Source organism: Alteromonas sp. ABD4_190 (assembly GCF_056160105.1).
Window position 1 is genome coordinate 2102266 of the sequence record NZ_JBSWWN010000001.1, and the last position, 19395, is coordinate 2121660.

Genomic DNA, 19395 nt, shown 5'->3' on the forward strand with positions numbered 1-19395 from the left:
CTTCAAAAAACAAACGTCGTTACCTAAAACAAAAAAGGTAAACTTAATGTGTTTCGTATAGGGTTTTGATTATAGGACTATAATCAGTAAGGGGAAACCTTTGTCTCCCCACATAATTAAGCTAATTATATAGGATGGCGCTTAACTTTTCGGTTCAGAAAAGCCAGCCCCAAGTTTTCTATTTCATGGCAAGTACAGTCTTGACCATTTTGCTAATACTCGCATTTGCTTCACTAACGCTTTGGGCCAGCATATAGGCAGGGGTGGTTACCAGCTTTGCATCATTATCCACCACAACCTCATCTACCGGGCATTCCACATGAGTGGCACCTAAGGCATTCAAGCCGCAAGCCGTGACTTCATCGTCGCCAATAGTTAGCTTAGTCTTATTGCTATACACTTTGGCGGCTAATGCGGGTGCAATACAAGCATAAGCTGCAGGTTTTTTAGCTTGTGCAAATGCCTTACAGACCTCAAGAACTTCTTCGTTAAAGGTACATTTATCTCCGTCTACAGCAAAGGTACAAAGGTTTTTCGCCGCACCAAAGCCGCCAGGCACTATGAGTGTATCAAATGCATTAACGTCACAATCAGTGACAGGCTTTATATTGCCTCTGGCTATTCGAGCTGACTCTACCAATACGTTTCTGGTTTCACCTTCCGCCACTTCACCGGTTAAGTGATTGACCACGTGAAGTTGCTCTACATCGGGCGCGAAACATTGGTAAGACGCCCCTTCTTGCTCAATGGCTAAAAGCGTTAATACCGCCTCATGTAATTCTGCCCCGTCGAACACACCACTACCACTTAAAATAACGGCTACTTGTTTCATATTGTCCTCCTAGACGTTATGCCATCTACTTATTCAAAATTTGGCTATTAAACACACAAGTGTACAAAAAAAGTTCTTATAAATACGTGTATACAATGTTAACGGTTATGCTACATTACTTGACCAACTTGGTTAAACCAAAAATAAACGTACACCAAGTTATCCACACAAAATGGAATGATTAGTAGCAGGTACGCTGTTTTCACACCTTAGTCTCATTCCCTTATTTTTCTTGATTTAGAAGGTGATCTTTAACTTGACAAAGATCATCTGGATCACTGTGCCTGAAACTTTAGATCACAAAGTTATCCACAGGCGAAATGTGATCGACTGTCACGTTTAATCTTCTTTCATGATATGGCGATCTGCCCTAGCCTGTGGCATCCTTGCGCTCATATTGTATATTGGAAAATCGCCCGCTATGCCAGATTCTAAAAAGCCTCCATTTATTCTTGTCGATGGATCGTCCTATCTCTTTCGTGCCTTTCACGGGTTACCCCCTTTAACGAACTCAAAAGGTCAAGATACCGGTGCCATTTATGGTGTTGTGAACATGCTTAAAAGCTTGATCAAGCAATACAACCCTACCCACATGGCAGTGATTTTTGATGCTAAAGGAAAAACGTTTCGAGACGACATTTATAAAGAATATAAAGCTAACCGTCCTCCGATGCCGGATGAGCTAAGAAGTCAAATCGAACCGTTGCACGCCATCATTAAAGCAATGGGCTTGCCCGTTATTGTTGAGTCAGGTGTAGAAGCAGATGACGTGATTGGGACGCTAGCCAAGCACGCCACCGAAAAAGGCATTGATACCCTTATCAGCACTGGTGACAAAGACATGGCGCAATTGGTGAATAAACATGTCACATTGATCAACACCATGACCAATCAGGTAATGGACGTTGAAGGCGTAAATACTAAGTTTGGCATTCCACCAGAGCTTGTGATCGACTTTCTAGCACTAAAAGGCGACAAAGTAGATAACATACCCGGCGTACCTGGTGTAGGCGATAAAAGTGCTCAAGCCTTACTAAATGGTATTGGCGGTATCGACGATATTTATAAGAACCTGGATAAAATTGCCGATCTATCGTTTAGGGGTAGCAAATCAATGGCGGCTAAAATGCAGGAGTACGAGGAGCAAGCACGCCTTTCTTACACCTTGGCCACTATTAGCATCGATCTTGACTTAGACTATGATGTTGAAGCCTTGATGCCTTGCCAACCCGATAATGAACAACTTCGCGATCTATTTGCTGAGTATGAATTTAAACGCTGGCATACAGAAGTAAGTGCGCTTGTGGCGGGCGGTGATACCTCAAATAGCGACACGACTAGCAGTGAAGATAGCAGCAGTGCACAAGAAAGTGAGCAAAGTACATCGGTAGATATAGACAAATCGAGATACGAAACCGTACTTGATGAAGCGCGATTTAACGCTTGGGTCGCTAAGCTTGAAAAAGCTGAGCTAATTGCCTTTGATACCGAAACTACTAGCCTTAACTACATGGATGCCGAATTAGTTGGCGTTTCATTTTGTATAGAAGAAGGTGAAGCAGCTTACGTACCTGTAGCCCATGATTACCCCGATGCGCCGGCACAGCTATCACGAGAGTTCGTATTAAACGCATTAAAACCTATTTTGGAATCATACAAGATTATCAAAGTAGGCCAGCATATTAAGTACGATAAAAATGTATTAGCGAACTATGACATAACCTTAAATGGCATTGGCTTTGACACCATGCTTGAAAGCTATGTACTAAACAGCACCGCCCAGCGCCACGATATGGACTCGCTAGCTCTAGCTTATCTTGGTCATAAAACCATTCACTTTGAAGAAATTGCTGGCAAAGGTGCAAAACAGCTTACCTTTAACCAAATTGACCTAGAAGAAGCAGGCCCTTATGCAGCGGAAGATGCTGATATAACGCGTCGCTTACATAACGCTATTTGGACTAAGTTAAAAGATATTCCAGAACTTAAAAACTTGTTGATAGACGTTGAAGTTCCCCTTGCGTGCGTCCTTTCTCGCATGGAACAAGAAGGCGTGCTGATTGACAGCCAGAGACTTAGTCAACAAAGCCAAGATCTTGCTAGTCGTATTGCCGAACTTGAAAGTGAAGTTCATGAGGAAGCGGGCGAGCCATTTAACTTAGGCTCAACAAAACAGCTTCAGCATGTTCTATTTGAAAAGATGTCGCTGCCAATTATTAAGAAAACGCCAAAAGGAGCGCCCTCTACTTCTGAGGATGTGCTTCAAGAACTGGCACTTGAGTATCCGCTGCCTAAAAAGATCATGGAATACCGCGGCTTAACTAAGCTAAAGAATACCTACACCGACAAACTTCCTAAGATGATCAATCATCGCACAGGTCGGGTGCATACGTCTTATCATCAAGCGGTAACGGCGACAGGACGGCTCTCGTCAACCGATCCTAACTTACAGAACATCCCTATTCGCAATGAAGAAGGTCGTCGCGTACGCCAGGCTTTTGTTCCAAGGGAAGGAAATAAGTTTGTCGCAGCTGACTACTCTCAAATTGAGCTGCGTATCATGGCCCACCTTTCTGGTGATAAAGGCCTACTCGATGCCTTTGCTCATGGCAAAGATATTCATAAAGCAACGGCATCTGAAGTATTCGGCGTACCACTTGATAAGGTAACAACCGAGCAGAGACGCAGCGCGAAAGCGATTAACTTCGGCCTAATTTATGGTATGAGTGCGTTTGGACTGTCTAAGCAACTTAATATTCCACGTAACGAAGCCCAAAAATACATGGACCTTTACTTTGAGCGCTACCCTGGTGTGCTTGAATATATGGACTCTACTCGTGAGAGTGCAAAGGAAAAGGGTTATGTAGAAACTGTATTTGGTCGCAGGCTATACCTGCCTGATATTAAAGCCAGCAATGGCGCACGCCGAAAAGGTGCAGAACGCGCAGCAATCAATGCGCCAATGCAAGGTACGGCGGCAGACATTATTAAGATGGCTATGATTAAAGTTGACGACTGGATCAGAAAAAATGCATCCGACGATGTAACCATGATGATGCAAGTGCATGATGAGCTGGTTTTCGAAATAAAAGAAGACAAGGTAGAGACCTATGTCTCGACTATTACTTCACTTATGGAAAGCGCAGCTACGCTTAATGTACCACTGGTTGTTGAGGCTGGAGTGGGCGAAAACTGGGATGAAGCTCATTAGTTTGGTAATTAGATTACAGTTTTCACATTCAAAGGCCGTATAATTTCATTAAATTTGGTAATTTAATTACATAACGCCCTTGCCTTTTCTGTGCTTTGTTGTAATATTACACATGTAGGGTACAGAGGTGAGAAAGCTGTTTTCAAACCTTTGCTTTAACCCCGACAGTTTTGTCGGGGTTTTTTTATGTCTGCAGAAAATAAATAACCTTTAAATATCAGACACATATCAATTTTAGTGATTTTTCTTTCTATTTTTCCTGAACTTCTTTGATTACCGCTACTCTATATCTACGGTTTTTATGTGTTTTCTCTCAGTTTACGCCTCGCTCTATGCGGGGCGTTCTTTTTTTGGCGCATCAAGCTTTCCCACTAATACACTAAGTCAATACAAGTGAAACGTTATTCGGCTTCACTATCGGATGTATCTTCATCAACTGATTTGCCCAGCCCGAACCATGAATCCAAAATACGCTCAAGCTCTGGTAAACCGTGTTTATTTAATGAGGAAAAGGTTTGCACCGTTACATCGCCCATAAATGCCATTGCTGCTTCACGGGCCATTAATAGTTGTGCTTTACGCTTTCCGCTTTTGAGTTTGTCCGCTTTCGTAAGAAGCGCGAGCACTGGAATATCTGACGCCACTGCCCAGTGAATAAGATCTTGGTCTAAATCCTTGAAAGGATGGCGGATGTCCATTAGAACCACTAAACCTTTTAGCGACTTACGCTTTTGAAGGTATTCACCTAGTGATGCCTGCCACTTCTTTTTCATCGCAACCGGGACTTTTGCAAACCCGTATCCCGGCAAATCTACAAGGCGCAAGTCTTCTTCTAATTCAAATACATTGATTAATTGAGTACGACCTGGTGTTTTACTGGTTCTCGCCAGGTTCCTTTGGCGAGTTAATGTATTAAGTGCACTCGACTTACCCGCATTCGAGCGACCCGCAAACGCAACTTCAATTCCGCTGTCATTCTTTAAATGACGAATGTCAGGTGCACTCGTAAAGAATTTTGCTTTGGTGTAATACGACATCTAGACTTACCTCCACATGCGTCTCAACCTTCGGTTTACAGTTTTTTAATGAATAAACCAGCTAAAAACCATAGTTTTATCATGGAATAGGTTTTTCTGACGCGTTAAATGTGTAAAATACGCATGATATCACGTATATCACGCGAGCCGTTGGATCCATTTAAGAGATTTATTATGAAAAAACTGTGTTTGTTGGTATGTATGTCTTTAGGTTTAAGCGCAACTGCTATGGCAGAAGGCGACGCCGAGGCAGGTAAAGCGAAGTCTGCAGTATGTGCAGCCTGTCATGGCCCTGATGGCAACAGCATGATTGACATGAACCCGAAACTTGCTGGCCAGCATGAGAAGTACATTGTTAAGCAATTAACCGAGTTTAAACTTGCCTCTCAAACAGGTGGTGAGGAAGGTCGTAACAATGCTGTGATGAACGGCATGGCTGCTCCCCTATCAGAGCAAGACATGAAAGACCTTGCTGCGTACTTCTCAAGCCAAGAACCTAAAGCGGGAGAAACGCCAGAGCAATATGTAGAAGCTGGACGTGCACTTTATCAAGGTGGTGACGAGTCACGTGGCGTAACCGCATGTATCGCATGCCACGGACCTAAAGGTAACGGTATGGCACTCGCGGGCTTTCCTGACATCAGCGGACAGCATGCAACTTACACTGCATCTCAGCTAAAAGCTTTCCGTTCTGGTCAACGTCACAATGACATGAATGGCATGATGCGCGATATTGCGATGAAATTAACCGATGAAGATATCGAAATTTTATCTAACTATATCGCAGGCTTACACTAGGCCTTACCGTTTATACACATTGTTGTTAAAATTTTGTTACCATAAAAGTTGTATTTTTAAATTATTCGTGTAATCTAACGGCGTAGTTTGTAGGTACCTTTGAAAATCTACAAACTAAATAACAAGAATAATAATAAAAATGCAGCATGGAAGACGGGATAAAGAGCCACGAGGGCCAAAAACAACAATACAGCTCTGCTAACAATAAAAATAAGGGGAGCACAGCTAGGGAAGCCAGCTACACATAGATGTGTATAACGGGAGAGGTGTCATCTGACACTCAAACAATGTAAGGTGATGGTGAAAACCATCACCTTTTTCTTTTTTAGTCCCTTTATAAATTTCCGCCTTTTATGTCTTGTCCTTTATGTCAAAGCGCTAATACATCGTCTCACTATCACACTGATAAAAAAAGAAATTACCTTCAGTGTAGTCAGTGCGACCTTGTTTATGTTTCTACTGCGTTTCTGCCGTCAAAAGAAGCCGAAAAACAGGAATATGATCTTCACGAAAACAGTTTCGAAGATGAAGGATATCGAAAGTTTTTAGGAAAGGTTTTAACCCCGCTTTCACCTTTTATAAAAGCAACTAACGCAGGAGAGCTTTCTGGACTAGACTTTGGCTGCGGTCCAGCACCTGTTCTAGCAAGCATGCTGTCAGAAGAAGGAGTGAATATGTGTACATACGACCCCTTCTATGCCCCGACCTTAAAGGTACTAGAGAGAAGTTACGACATTATAACCTGTACTGAAGCTATCGAACACTTCCACACACCGCACGTGGAATGGGCACTGTTTAACAAACTAGTTGCGCCAGGTGGAGTTCTTGCCATCATGACAAAGCGCGTGCTCGATAAGGCTCGCTTTGCAAATTGGCATTATAAAAACGACATCACACATGTAAGCTTCTTCAGCGAAAAAACCTTTGAGTATTTAGCACAAAGAGACGGCTATGACGTTAAATTCCCAGCAAATGACGTTGTGCTAATGAAGAAGCGCTGAAATAGATTATCTATCACTACCTTTATGGCATATTGATTTTTAACCACACACCCAAAGATCAATACGTAGGCACTAATTCGCGCTATAATAGCGCTGTTTTTTTCACTCTCTTTGTTATTTGGAAATTATGGCACGTTCAAAGAAATCTCGTAAAGTCGGTCAAATCGGCGTTCGTAAAGACCCTGACTTTAAACCTAGCGAAAACCGTAAATCAGATTCGCCTCGCCCTAAAAAGCACAAGGGTAAGCCTGCAGGTAGTCGTCACAATGTTGAACAGAAAAAAGTAACTGGCAAAAAGAGTGCTGAGAACAAAGATCCTCGTCACGGCAGTAAGAAGCCTGTTCAGCTTGTGAAAACGGTAACACCAACCCCGGCTCAAAAGAAAAAGTACGCTACTCCAGCCCAAGAGTTAGCAGCCTTAGAAGCAGACCAACGCTTAACAGATTTACTTGATAAGCTTGATGATGACAAGCCGCTTACTCGCGAGCAACAAGCATACGTAGATGAAAAAATGGCGCGCCATCGCATCCTTTGTGACCTGTTAGGTATAGTGGAAGACGATGATGAGGATGACGATATGGATCCGTTTAACGATTTAGACGCTATTAACATCGACGACTTTAAGCATTAATAGAAACAGGAAAACGTTATGCTTTGGGCAGTACTTTCAGGCATTGCGCTACTCATCATTGTTGGGCTTGGCTTTTACGCAGGTAAACTGCTGTTTATGCTAAAGCAGCAGAAAGCGCGACAGGAAGCCGCAAGACAATCTCGTATTGCTACTATCACTGATAGCATCATAGTGATTGCTAAAGCAATGGAGCAACAGCAATGTGATTTATCAGAAGGTGTTATTCGCATTGTTAACTTGCTTAATGCACTTCCTATTAAGTCGCCACCTGACTTTAAAGCGCAGTACCCGCAAGTTCACGCACTTTTCACCGAAGTCAGTGGCTTTGCGATTTTAGAGGCAAGACAACAACTTCCCAAAAATGAGCGAAGAAAACAGGATATCGCACGAGAGCAAATTGAGTCTGAATACGAGTCTAAGGTATTGGATGAATTACCACCGCTTAAAGCCTACTGTGAAACTTTGATAAACGCTCAATAAGACTGCGTAAAAACAAAAGCTTTAGCGTCAGGCATATATAAAAAAAGACCGAACATCATTAGGTGCTCGGTCTTTTTTGTTTTTTATGGATTAATTTCTATATTCAATGTTGTGTCCCTTGCCATATCACTTTATCGCTAAGTCACAGGTACGCTGATAACAGTGGCACCCTACTTCGTGATCGTTAACCATTCCCACTGCCTGCATGAAAGCGTAGCAAATCGTTTCACCAACAAAGTTAAACCCATGCTTTTTTAATGCTTTTGACATCGCTTTCGAAGCGTCCGTAGAGGTAGGTGCCTGCTTAAAGTTATCCCAAGCATTTATCACAGTACGTCCGCCTGTGAATTGCCAAATAAACTCGCTAAATGGCTGTGTTTCTTCTATGGCCAGATACCCTTTAGCATTCTTAATAACAGACTCTATTTTGAGCTTATTTCTGATTATACCGCTATCCTGCATTAATCTTTCAACATCAGCAGGGCCCATTGTCGCGATTTTCTCAGGATCAAACTGGTGAAATGCCCGCTCAAAATTCTGCTGTTTTTTAAGGGTAGTTAACCAAGACAAGCCTGCTTGCTGACCATCTAGGCATAACTTGGCAAACAACGCTCGGCTATCTAGTTCAGGTACGCCCCATTCGTTGTCATGATAAGCCAGATAAATAGGGTCATTGCTCACCCAACCGCAACGGTGTAATGGCGTGTTTTGTGCTGTTTTTAATTGACTGGTCATGGCTTAAGATTAAATCCTTGTTGTGAAGTAGCATATTGCCTTTATTCGTGACGTTTTTTCACCCTTTACACCTACATACTATGCCTCACAAATTGTATACTATCCCACCTCAATTTTAAGTCAGTTAACTAATAAGCAGCGGATGTATGCAAAAATACGATATTAAAACCTTTCAAGGGTTGATCCTTGCGCTTCAAGATTATTGGGCGCGTCAGGGCTGCGTTATTATTCAGCCTCTGGATATGGAAGTGGGTGCAGGTACTTTTCACCCTATGACATTCCTACGTTCTTTAGGTCCAGAGCCAATGAGTAGCGCCTATGTTCAACCATGCCGTAGACCCACCGATGGTCGTTACGGTGAGAACCCAAACCGCTTACAGCATTACTATCAGTTCCAAGTAATGCTTAAGCCTTCACCTGACAATATTCAGGAATTGTACTTGGGGTCTTTGAAAGAGTTGGGCTTTGATCCGCTGGTTCATGACATTCGCTTCGTAGAAGACAACTGGGAATCACCAACGCTTGGTGCGTGGGGTCTAGGTTGGGAAGTATGGCTTAACGGTATGGAAGTGACTCAGTTCACCTACTTCCAACAGGTAGGCGGCCTTGAATGTAAGCCTGTTACTGGTGAAATCACCTACGGCTTAGAGCGACTAGCTATGTACGTTCAAGGTGTAGATAGTATCTATGACCTGGTATGGACTGACGGCCCAATGGGTAAAGTCACCTATGGTGATGTATTCCATCAAAACGAAGTAGAACAATCTACGTATAACTTCGAACACGCCAACGTAGAAGCCCTGTTTAGAACTTTCGACGAGTGTGAAGCCGAAAGTAAAAAGCTAATTGAGAATAACCTTCCACTACCCGCTTATGAGCAGGTAATGAAGGCGTCTCACGCATTTAACTTACTTGATGCACGTCACGCTATTTCAGTGACAGAGCGCCAACGCTATATTCTTCGTGTGCGAACGCTGGCTAAAGCGTGTGCAGAGAGCTATTACCAAGCACGTGAAGCACTAGGCTTCCCGCTATGTAACAAGGAGGCATAAGCGTGCGTACAGAAAATTGTTTAGTTGAATTAGGTACTGAAGAGTTACCACCAAAAGCGCTTAAATCTTTGGGCGAAGCCTTCGCCACGCAATTTGAAGCGGCGCTTACCCAAGCTGACTTAAGCTTTGACTCAGTTAGCTGGTTTGCTGCCCCTCGCCGCTTAGCGGTTTACGTTTCAGGTCTTGCTGAAGGTCAGGCTGACAAAGTGGTAGAGAAACGCGGCCCAGCAGTATCTGCGGCGTTTGACGCTGATGGCAACCCAACCAAGGCAGCACAAGGTTGGGCACGCGGTAACGGTATCGACGTTTCTGACGCAGAGCGCTTGGTTACAGATAAAGGTGAATGGCTTCTTCATAAAGCACATGTGCCTGGTCAAACTATTGCCGAGTTGTTAGAAGGTTTGATTAATCAAGCAGTAAGTAAGTTACCTATTCCAAAGCCTATGCGCTGGGGTAACTACAACACTCAGTTTATTCGCCCTGTGCACACCCTTTGTGTGCTTTATGGAAGCGAAGTGGTCAATGTTTCAGTATTGGGTCTAACCAGCGGCCGCATTGTTCAAGGTCACCGATTCCACGGCGAAGGTCGCTTTGAGCTTGATCATGCTGACAACTACGCCTCTGCACTAGAGCAACAATATGTGCTGGCAGATTTTGAGGCGCGTAAAGATAAAGTACGTCAGCAATTAGAAGACGCAGCTAAAAACCTATCGCTTAAGCCAGATTACGATGAAGAACTGCTTGAGGAAATTGCTTCCCTGGTAGAGTGGCCTGTTGTGCTGCAAGCAGGATTCGATAAGGGTTTCTTAGAAGTCCCGAAAGAAGCGCTTATCTACACAATGAAGGACGACCAGAAGTATGTGCCGCTGCTTGATAGTGATGGCGCACTTTCTAATACCTTCTTGTTTGTAACGAATATCGAAAGCCATGACGCATCTCAAGTTATCTCTGGTAATGAGAAGGTTATACGCCCTCGCCTTGCCGATGCAGAGTTCTTCTTTAATAGCGATAAAAAGACAACGTTAGAAAGCCGCCTTGAAAGCTTAGAAACCGTGTTATTCCAAAAGCAGCTTGGTACGCTTAAAGAAAAGTCTGAACGTATATCAGCCCTATCGGCATTTATCGCTTCGCAAATTGACGCAAATGAAACACAATCAGCACGCGCAGGACTTCTAGCTAAAACCGACTTAATGTCGAACATGGTTATGGAGTTTCCAGACGTTCAAGGTGTTATGGGTAAATACTATGCGCTAAACGACGGTGAAGATGCACCTGTAGCGGAAGCTTTATATGAGCAGTACATGCCGCGTTTTGCTGGTGACGCCCTTCCTAGTTCTGGCGTAAGCGCATCAGTAGCCCTTGCTGACAAACTTGATACACTGGTTGGTATATTCGGTATTGGCCAGCTGCCAAAAGGTGATAAAGATCCATTTGCGCTTCGTCGTGCAGCCATTGGTGTTTTGCGTATCGTTACCGAGCTATCGCTGCCTTTAGACCTTGAAACACTTGTGAGCAAAGCTATTGAGGTATATGGCGATAAGTTAACAAATGCTGAAACACAAACGCAGGTTGTTGATTTTGTATTAGGTCGCTTCAATGCCCTCCTACAAGATCAAGCTATCGCCATTGACGTTATTCAGGCCGTAGCAGCCCGTCGCCCTACTAAGCCTTCTGATTATCTAGCTCGTGTCCATGCGGTAGATAAATTCAAGGCATTAGAAGAGGCAGAGGCGTTAGCCGCCGCTAATAAACGCGTAGCCAATATTCTTGCTAAGCAAAAAGTAGATGTGACTAACTCGGCGAATATAGATGAATCGTTACTAGTGGAAGACGCTGAAAAAGCGCTTTACGCTGACTTAAAAGCCGCACAAAAAGAAGTGGATAGCGCGCTACCTTCGCATGATTACACACGCATTCTGTCGGCACTTGCTACGCTGCGTAATGTAATCGATAACTTCTTCGATAACGTAATGGTTATGGCAGATGACGAAGCAGTTAAGAATAACCGACTTGCTTTACTGTCGCTTTTAAGGCAACTTTTCCTTACTACCGCAGATATTTCAATCCTTGCGAAGTCATAAGGCTAGTTAACGTTAATGCAGTCTAATGCTGCAATAAATGAAAGCCCAACCCTTACGTTGGGCTTTTTTATAAAGGGAGAAACTGTGAATAAGTTACTAACTATTGCTTCTATGTGCATAGCCCTGTCAGCATGCTCAAGCAGTGGAAGCTTTAAGATCCCAGAAATAGCACCGGACGTGCCACGTATTCAATTTGAAAACATGTTTTTAAGAGGCGTGTTTAATTGGTGGGAAGCCGATGCAAGCTATAAGTTCAAAAGGTCAGATTCAGGTTGGGCAGTAGATGTTGAACTGATTGCCGACGGACAACCTTACGACTTCAGACTATCTGATGCAAAATGGACGCCCTCACAGAGCTGTGGAGGCAAATATAAAGGCCAGCCTGTGATGCTAGGCTCTACCGTTTATTTAGTTTGTGAGCAGGGCTCAGAGAACTTGCAATTCACGCCTTCTTCAACAGGAACCTATCGCTTTACAGCAACAGCTGCAAGTGCGGGAGAAGTCGCATTGGTAGTGACCAAAGTTTAAAACGAATGCCGCATTGAAGCGGCATTTTTTTTACATATATCATTAATCATTTAATTCACTGCGGTAAACACGCTATAACGTTACTGTCTTTTTAGCGAATTTTCTCGTTCTTTATACATAAAAAAAGCGACCATGTGGTCGCTTTTTTTTCAGCAGATTTTATCTACTACACGTCCAAGTTTTCTACTTTAAGCGCATTAGCTTCGATAAACTCTCTACGAGGCTCAACTTGGTCACCCATCAATGTAGTGAACAGCTGATCACAACCAATGGCATCCTCAATAGTAACTTGAAGCATACGACGGCTTTCAGGGTCCATGGTCGTTTCCCAAAGCTGCTCCGGGTTCATTTCGCCTAGCCCTTTATAGCGCTGAATGTATTGACCACGTTTCGCTTCATTCATTAACCACTCTAAAGCGTCCTTGAAAGACTCTACTGGCTGTTTACGTTCACCACGCTTAATGTAAGCGTCTACACCCATCATGTCATTAATAGCTAAGTTAAGTTCTTTCAGGCGCTGGTACTCAGACGACTCGATGAATTCGTGATCGATAATGTACTCATAATCGATACCGTGCATACGCATAATGATCGTGATGTAGTATTCGCTCAGCTCAGCATCAGTGCGGATTTCATAGCGGTATGTAGCTCCATCGTTTTCGCGCTCTGTAAGCTGCTCTACGAAGTGTTTCGCTACGTGCTCTAGAGCTGATTCATCTTTCAGATCTTCAAGGTTAAGCGTAGGTGTGTACAGCATGCGGTAAAGAATCGCTGAAGGCATTTTGCGCTTCATACGTGCAATCATCTTCTCTACCGATTGGTACTGCTTAACAAGGTTTTCTAGCCCCACACCACTGATGCCTGGGTCGTCATCGCTAGTGTGCAATGAAGCACCATCAATTGCGATGCCTGTGAGGTAATTAGTCAAAGCATCGTCGTCTTTTAGATACTGCTCTTGCTTACCTTTTTTCACTTTATAAAGCGGCGGCTGCGCAATATAAACATAACCACGCTCAATGATTTCTGGCATCTGACGGTAGAAGAAAGTCAGTAAAAGCGTACGAATGTGAGAGCCATCCACATCAGCATCGGTCATGATAATAATGCTGTGATAGCGCAACTTTTCTGGGTCATATTCGTCACGGCCAATACCACAGCCTAGTGCCGTTATAAGCGTTGCAACTTCTTGTGAAGAAAGCATCTTGTCAAAGCGTGCTTTCTCAACGTTAAGGATCTTACCTTTAAGCGGCAAAATAGCTTGGTTCTTACGATTACGACCCTGCTTGGCTGAACCGCCCGCCGAGTCACCCTCCACTATGTATAGTTCGCTTAGTGCAGGATCTTTTTCCTGACAATCAGCAAGCTTACCTGGCAGACCAGCTAAATCTAGCGCGCCCTTACGGCGTGTCATTTCGCGAGCTTTACGGGCTGCTTCACGCGCTCTCGCAGCATCAATGATTTTACCCGCAATAATCTTACTTTCAGCTGGGTTTTCTAATAAGAAATCAGCAAGTTTTTCATTCATCGCAGATTCAACTGCAGGACGAACTTCAGAAGATACAAGTTTGTCTTTTGTCTGTGAACTAAATTTTGGGTCGGGTACTTTTACTGAAATTACAGCCGTAAGACCTTCACGAGCATCATCACCACTGGCATTGGTTTTAGCCTTTTTATTCAGGCCTTCCTTTTCCATATAATTGTTCAGTGTACGCGTCAAAGCTCCACGGAAACCTGCTAAGTGAGTACCGCCATCTCGCTGTGGAATATTGTTGGTAAAACAGAATACGTTTTCTTGGAAGCTATCGTTCCACTGCATTGCAACTTCTACAGCAATGCCATCTTCTTGCTCGCTCGCGAAATGAAATACTTTTTGATGTACTGGTGTTTTCTTTTCATTCAAATATTCGACGAAAGCTTGAATACCACCTTCGTACATGAAGTGGTCTTCTTTACCGTCGCGTTCGTCTTTCAAACGAATTGAAACGCCAGAGTTTAGGAATGAAAGTTCGCGAAGGCGCTTAGCAAGAATATCGTAATGGTACAGTGTATCTGTGAACGTATCAGAACTTGGCCAGAAACGAATCATTGTTCCTGTTTTGTCTGTATCGCCAGTAACTGCAAGAGGTGCTTGTGGAACACCATGTTGGTATTCTTGCTCATGAGCTTTACCAGCGCGACGAATGCGCAGCTTCAGTCGACTAGAAAGTGCATTTACTACCGATACACCAACGCCGTGAAGACCGCCGGAAACTTTATATGAGTTGTCATCGAATTTACCGCCTGCGTGAAGCACCGTCATAATAACTTCAGCTGCAGACACACCCTCTTCTGGGTGCAATTCTGTAGGGATACCTCGTCCATCGTCAGACACAGAGACTGATCCATCACTATGGATTTGCACAGTTATTTCAGAACAATGTCCCGCCAGTGCTTCATCGATAGAGTTATCGACCACCTCGAAAACCATGTGGTGTAATCCGGTACCATCATCAGTATCACCGATATACATACCAGGACGCTTTCTTACGGCATCTAATCCTTTAAGTACTTTAATACTGGACGAGTCGTAGTTGTTCTCTTCTGACATACTAGCTTTTACTCCTCTTTCACGTTTCCATGTTCCACGTGAAACATTTTCTTTTCGTTGTATTTTTGTATAAATGCGAGTTGCGTGGACTCTATTGCAGTAACGAAAACCTGCGTGTCCATTTCGAGCAACCCATCAATAAATTGTTCTCTTTTATCTGCGTCTAACTCAGCACCTACATCGTCAAGTAGAAATATACTTTTCCGCTGCGTTGCCGAATTGAATAGCTTTGTCTGTGACATTTGTAGTGCAGCCACAGCCATTCTAAGCTGTCCTCTCGATAAAAGCTCCTGGGCGTTAACACCATTCACTTTAAGCCTTAAATCAGCTTTGTGAGGCCCAGAAGAGGTATATCCTATTTTACCATCATACTCGCGTTTTTTAACTAAGCTTTCTGATAAAGCGACATCTTTTTCCCACCCTTTATAGTAACTTAATTCAACGTCAAAGTTTGGAAGAAATTCCTCTGCATACTGTTTAAAAATTGGTGTAAGTCTATCGACATATTCTTGGCGCGTTAGAGTTAAAGTCTCGCCAAGCTCAGCGAACTGTGTTTCCCAGTACTGGTTTTGTGGTGCGGACAAGTTTGCTTGCTGTTTAAGTAGTGCATTTCTGTGTTTAAGAAACTTACCATACTGATTAGCAATAGACTGAAATTGATGTTCCACGTGAAACAACCCCCAATCACAAAAACGCCGACGTTCAGATGGCGAGCCTATGATGAGGTCTGTACTTTGAGGTGTGAAAAGTTGAATGGGAACTAAACTAACTAAATCAGACAATTTATTTGAGTGTTCGCCGTCAATACTACAGGTAAATGTTTCGTTTCTACTTCTTTGAAAGCCTAGCTTCAGCATTTCACCTGCCTCAGATTTACAGGAAGCAAAAACGCTAAAGCTGTCTTTCCCACTCTGAATTACTGAGCCGTGTTTATTCGTTCTAAAAGAACGACCAAAACCTAGATAGTAAAGCGCTTCAATTAGTGATGATTTCCCACTGCCATTCGCACCTTTTATTATCGTTAAGGATGGTGAAGGAGAAAACGTTACGGAGGTAAGATTACGAAACTGAGTAATCTGGACGCGGTCCAGTTTCATGAGGCCACACTAAAGATAAAAAAGAAGCGATAAATAACTAAACTTATCGCTTCTTGAATTGTATATGTAGATAACAAAATAAAGTCGTTATAAGAAAAGGGTACAAATGCTTTTATAGAGGAAGCTATAGTCGCATTGGCATGATTACGTACAAAGCGGCATCATCTGCATCATCCTCGATGAGTGCACTCGCATTTGAATCAGACAGACTTACTTTTACGCCATCGGAGCCTAAGGCATTCAATACATCTATAAGATAGGCAACGTTAAAGCCAATTTCTAAATCGTCACCTTGATATTGAACATCAACAATTTCTTCTGCTTCTTCCTGCTCTGGATTGTTAGCCGTTATCTTAAGCTCACCAGAAGACAAGTTTAATCGTACACCTCTAAACTTTTCGTTAGATAGAATGGCCGCACGTGAAAATGCTTCTTTTAATACAGCTTTACTCGCAATAATTTCTTTGTCGCCATTTTGGGGTAAAACACGGCGATAGTCTGGGAACCTACCATCCACTAGTTTTGAAGTAAAAATAAAATCGTTTGAAAATATACGTAAATGATTGGCGCCAATTTGCACTTTTAGCGATTTGTCATCTTCGCTAATAAGACGAGAAATTTCTAATACCCCTTTTCGAGGAATAATCACTTGGCGAGACGGTAACGCAGTTTCATAGTTCAAACGGCAAAGTGCTAAACGGTGACCGTCAGTGGCAACGGTACGAATGATATTCTCTTCCGTTTCTAGCGACATACCGTTTAGATAGTAGCGCACATCTTGTTGCGCCATAGAGAAACTAGTTGCGTCGATAAGGCGTTTTAAGTCACTGCAAGATAATTCAAACTCAACCTCACCTTCCCAATCCTCAAGATTAGGATAATCGTTAGCAGATAACGTTGAAAGTGTATAACGACCTCTACCAGCGCGAATGAGCGCTTTACTTCCGTCTAACGAAAAATGAATATCTGTTCCTTCAGAAATGCCGCGAATAATATCGAAGAGTTTTTTAGCGGGAACAGTAATTTCACCTTCGGTAAACTCGCCCTCTAGTTTTACACTAGATATTAGCTCGACCTCTAAATCTGTACCAGTAAGCCAAAGTGCGTCCTCACTAACTTTAATGAGAACATTTGAAAGAATTGGCAATGTGTGTCGACGCTCAACAGCACCTGACACTAATTGTAGGGGTTGTAAAAATTGTTCGCGGCTTATAGAAAATTTCATCGCAGTGCTATCTCGCCTCTAAAGTCGTGTTGTTAGGAAGACAAAGTCCTAATGAGGTTCTTATAGTCCTCTTTTATATCATGACTTTCTTCTCTTAGCTGCTCTATTTTTCTACACGCATGCAAAACGGTAGTATGGTCTCGGCCACCAAACGCATTACCTAGTTCAGGCAAACTGTGATTAGTTAGCTCTTTAGCCAGCGCCATCGCTACTTGGCGAGGACGTGCTACGCTACGACTACGGCGTTTAGACAAAATATCAGCTACTTTTATTTTATAATAATCGGCGACAGTTTTCTGAATATTATCAACAGTAACCAACTTTTCTTGAAGTGCCAATAAATCGCGCAGCGCCTCGCGCACAAAATCAATGGTGATAGGACGGCCAGTAAAGTTAGCATTTGCTATAACTCGATTCAAAGCGCCCTCTAGTTCACGTACATTCGAGCGTAAACGCTTAGCGATAAAGAACGCTACCTCATTCGGTAAATGTATGCGGTTTTCAGCTGCTTTACGCATCAAGATTGCAACTCGGGTTTCAAGCTCAGGTGGCTCAATAGCAATTGTTAAGCCCCAGCCAAAACGCGACTTCAATCTATCCTCTACCCCGTCAATCTCTTTGGGGTATCTATCAGAGGTTAAGATAATTTGCTGGTTACCTTCTAAAAGCGCGTTGAACGTATGGAAAAACTCTTCCTGCGAACGCTCTTTGTTTGCAAAAAATTGGATATCATCGATAAGTAGCGCATCGACGCTTCGATAGAAACGTTTAAAATCTTCTATCGCATTATTTTGAAGCGCCTTAACCATATCTTGCACAAAGCGCTCGGAATGCATATAAACAATTTTGGCATCGCCATTGTTTGCCACAATACCATTGCCTACCGCATGCAATAAGTGAGTTTTACCTAAACCTGTTCCACCATAGATAAACAACGGGTTATAAGAACCGCCAGGATTATTCGCAACTTGAGTCGCCGCCGCGCGTGCTAGTTGGTTAGATTTACCTTCGACGAAATTATCGAACTGATACGTCGGATTAATATTGCTCTTATGTTTCATCGCTTCAGGGATCGGGATCACCTTTGGCGGCGTTGACGATCGTGGCGCATGATTTCCGTAACGATTCTGACCATTAGGATCTACATTTCTTGCAGCAGTATTATTCTGATCGGCTTGCTGTGAATAAGCACCAAGATCTTTATTTTGATCTTTATAATTAAAGTGATCGCTACCGCTAGCCACATTACTATTTTGAGGTATGGTGGGCTGACGCTGATACGATGAATGCTGAACCTGGCTCTCGTCGTTGCGGTTAGTAAATTGTGGCGCGCTATAATTTGAATTATGTCCGTGATTCGGAGAATTTACAGTAGTAGAACTATTGGTGTAGCTATCACCGTTTGAACTATGTACTGAACCAGCAGCATTACCCGTAGCCGGCTGAGAACGGTTTACGCTATTGCGACTCATTACCTCTAAACGCAACTGAGGTGCATCGGCTCCAGCAAATTCCCTTAGCAGAGCAGTAATATTATTCAGGTACTTGTCTCTTACCCAATCAAGCACAAAACGATTAGGAGCGTATAGCTCTACAACACCGTCCTGCTCTTCACAAACAAGCGGTCGTATCCACATACTAAATTGCTGCGTAGGTAGTTCTTGACGCAGTCTTTCAAGACATTGGTTCCACAAGGACATGGTACGTTGTTAGCTCCCGTAACTCGCTAAAAACCACCCTCTTTTGAAAGCCAAGCATAGAATAGCAGGCACTGAAGCGCGCCATTAGAAGAAAATAGCGTTGGAGGTGTAGAGTAGCAGCGAGAAATTTAAGTTTTCGTTTTAATCGCTGTGGATTATCTTACGTTATCAACACAATGTAAATGGTGATCCCGATCGATCTTTCTGATCAAAATATTAAACTATTGAATTTAAAGACATTAACCTTTAGATCAAATATAACTATAAGAAGAAAAAATCATTCTAAATTTCACTAAGAAAACCGCTAGATCACCTTGCAATTTATATCTAACATCATGTTTTTCACAATCCGCTGTGGATAACCTGAGTCAAATTTATGCGTTATTCACAACTAAATTGT

The 19395-nt window shown here is 42.9% G+C and carries 15 protein-coding genes; 8 read left to right on the forward strand and 7 right to left on the reverse strand.

What is annotated here, in order from left to right:
* Positions 1-178 precede the first annotated feature (178 nt).
* Positions 179-832, reverse strand: a complete 654-nt coding sequence (gene elbB / locus ACXAFM_RS09255; protein ID WP_474828876.1) for an isoprenoid biosynthesis glyoxalase ElbB — start codon at positions 830-832, stop codon at positions 179-181.
* Between the two features lie 421 nt (positions 833-1253).
* Between elbB and polA the strand changes: the two genes are divergently transcribed.
* Positions 1254-4043 carry a DNA polymerase I gene (gene polA / locus ACXAFM_RS09260; protein WP_474828877.1) on the forward strand — a complete coding sequence of 930 codons (2790 nt, stop codon included), beginning with the start codon at positions 1254-1256 and terminating at the stop codon, positions 4041-4043.
* Between the two features lie 401 nt (positions 4044-4444).
* Here polA and yihA read toward each other — a convergent pair whose 3' ends face one another.
* Positions 4445-5080 carry a ribosome biogenesis GTP-binding protein YihA/YsxC gene (gene yihA, locus ACXAFM_RS09265; protein ID WP_474828879.1) on the reverse strand — a complete coding sequence of 212 codons (636 nt, stop codon included), beginning with the start codon at positions 5078-5080 and terminating at the stop codon, positions 4445-4447.
* A gap of 174 nt (positions 5081-5254) precedes the next feature.
* On the opposite strand from yihA, the gene ACXAFM_RS09270 reads away from it, so the two are divergent.
* The 4 genes from ACXAFM_RS09270 (at position 5255) to ACXAFM_RS09285 (ending at position 7990) form a co-directional block, all read left to right on the forward strand.
* The gene (locus tag ACXAFM_RS09270; protein WP_179981871.1) at positions 5255-5878 is read left to right on the forward strand and encodes a c-type cytochrome; all 624 of its coding nucleotides are present in this window, start codon (positions 5255-5257) and stop codon (positions 5876-5878) included.
* A gap of 353 nt (positions 5879-6231) precedes the next feature.
* Positions 6232-6879 carry a class I SAM-dependent methyltransferase gene (locus tag ACXAFM_RS09275; protein WP_474828882.1) on the forward strand — a complete coding sequence of 216 codons (648 nt, stop codon included), beginning with the start codon at positions 6232-6234 and terminating at the stop codon, positions 6877-6879.
* Between the two features lie 127 nt (positions 6880-7006).
* Positions 7007-7510, forward strand: coding sequence for a Der GTPase-activating protein YihI (gene yihI / locus ACXAFM_RS09280; RefSeq protein ID WP_474828884.1), 504 nt, complete (start codon positions 7007-7009; stop codon positions 7508-7510).
* Between the two features lie 18 nt (positions 7511-7528).
* Positions 7529-7990 carry a DUF2489 domain-containing protein gene (locus ACXAFM_RS09285; RefSeq protein ID WP_474828886.1) on the forward strand — a complete coding sequence of 154 codons (462 nt, stop codon included), beginning with the start codon at positions 7529-7531 and terminating at the stop codon, positions 7988-7990.
* Positions 7991-8116: 126 nt separating this feature from the next.
* Here ACXAFM_RS09285 and ACXAFM_RS09290 read toward each other — a convergent pair whose 3' ends face one another.
* Positions 8117-8725: a DNA-3-methyladenine glycosylase I gene (locus tag ACXAFM_RS09290; RefSeq protein WP_474834322.1), complete on the reverse strand. Its 609-nt coding sequence runs from the start codon at positions 8723-8725 to the stop codon at positions 8117-8119.
* A gap of 146 nt (positions 8726-8871) precedes the next feature.
* Here ACXAFM_RS09290 and glyQ point away from each other — a divergent pair, with 146 nt between their 5' ends.
* From glyQ to ACXAFM_RS09305, 3 genes are all read left to right on the forward strand, one after another.
* Positions 8872-9777 carry a glycine--tRNA ligase subunit alpha gene (gene glyQ, locus ACXAFM_RS09295; RefSeq protein ID WP_014947716.1) on the forward strand — a complete coding sequence of 302 codons (906 nt, stop codon included), beginning with the start codon at positions 8872-8874 and terminating at the stop codon, positions 9775-9777.
* A gap of 2 nt (positions 9778-9779) precedes the next feature.
* The gene (gene glyS, locus ACXAFM_RS09300) at positions 9780-11858 is read left to right on the forward strand and encodes a glycine--tRNA ligase subunit beta (RefSeq protein WP_474828890.1); all 2079 of its coding nucleotides are present in this window, start codon (positions 9780-9782) and stop codon (positions 11856-11858) included.
* 84 nt (positions 11859-11942) lie between these two features.
* Positions 11943-12386 (forward strand): hypothetical protein, encoded by a 444-nt coding sequence (locus ACXAFM_RS09305; RefSeq protein ID WP_474828892.1) that lies wholly within the window; start codon positions 11943-11945, stop codon positions 12384-12386.
* Between the two features lie 166 nt (positions 12387-12552).
* Here the strand turns inward: ACXAFM_RS09305 and gyrB are convergent, their stop codons facing one another.
* The 4 genes from gyrB to dnaA all read right to left on the reverse strand — a co-directional run bounded on the left by gyrB (position 12553) and on the right by dnaA (position 18995).
* Positions 12553-14973 carry a DNA topoisomerase (ATP-hydrolyzing) subunit B gene (gyrB, locus tag ACXAFM_RS09310; RefSeq protein ID WP_474803310.1) on the reverse strand — a complete coding sequence of 807 codons (2421 nt, stop codon included), beginning with the start codon at positions 14971-14973 and terminating at the stop codon, positions 12553-12555.
* 8 nt (positions 14974-14981) lie between these two features.
* Positions 14982-16070: a DNA replication/repair protein RecF gene (gene recF / locus ACXAFM_RS09315; RefSeq protein WP_474828895.1), complete on the reverse strand. Its 1089-nt coding sequence runs from the start codon at positions 16068-16070 to the stop codon at positions 14982-14984.
* 124 nt (positions 16071-16194) lie between these two features.
* Positions 16195-17295, reverse strand: coding sequence for a DNA polymerase III subunit beta (gene dnaN, locus ACXAFM_RS09320; protein WP_118491027.1), 1101 nt, complete (start codon positions 17293-17295; stop codon positions 16195-16197).
* Positions 17296-17327: 32 nt separating this feature from the next.
* Positions 17328-18995 carry a chromosomal replication initiator protein DnaA gene (gene dnaA, locus ACXAFM_RS09325; protein ID WP_474828898.1) on the reverse strand — a complete coding sequence of 556 codons (1668 nt, stop codon included), beginning with the start codon at positions 18993-18995 and terminating at the stop codon, positions 17328-17330.
* Between the last annotated feature and the right edge of the window lie 400 nt (positions 18996-19395).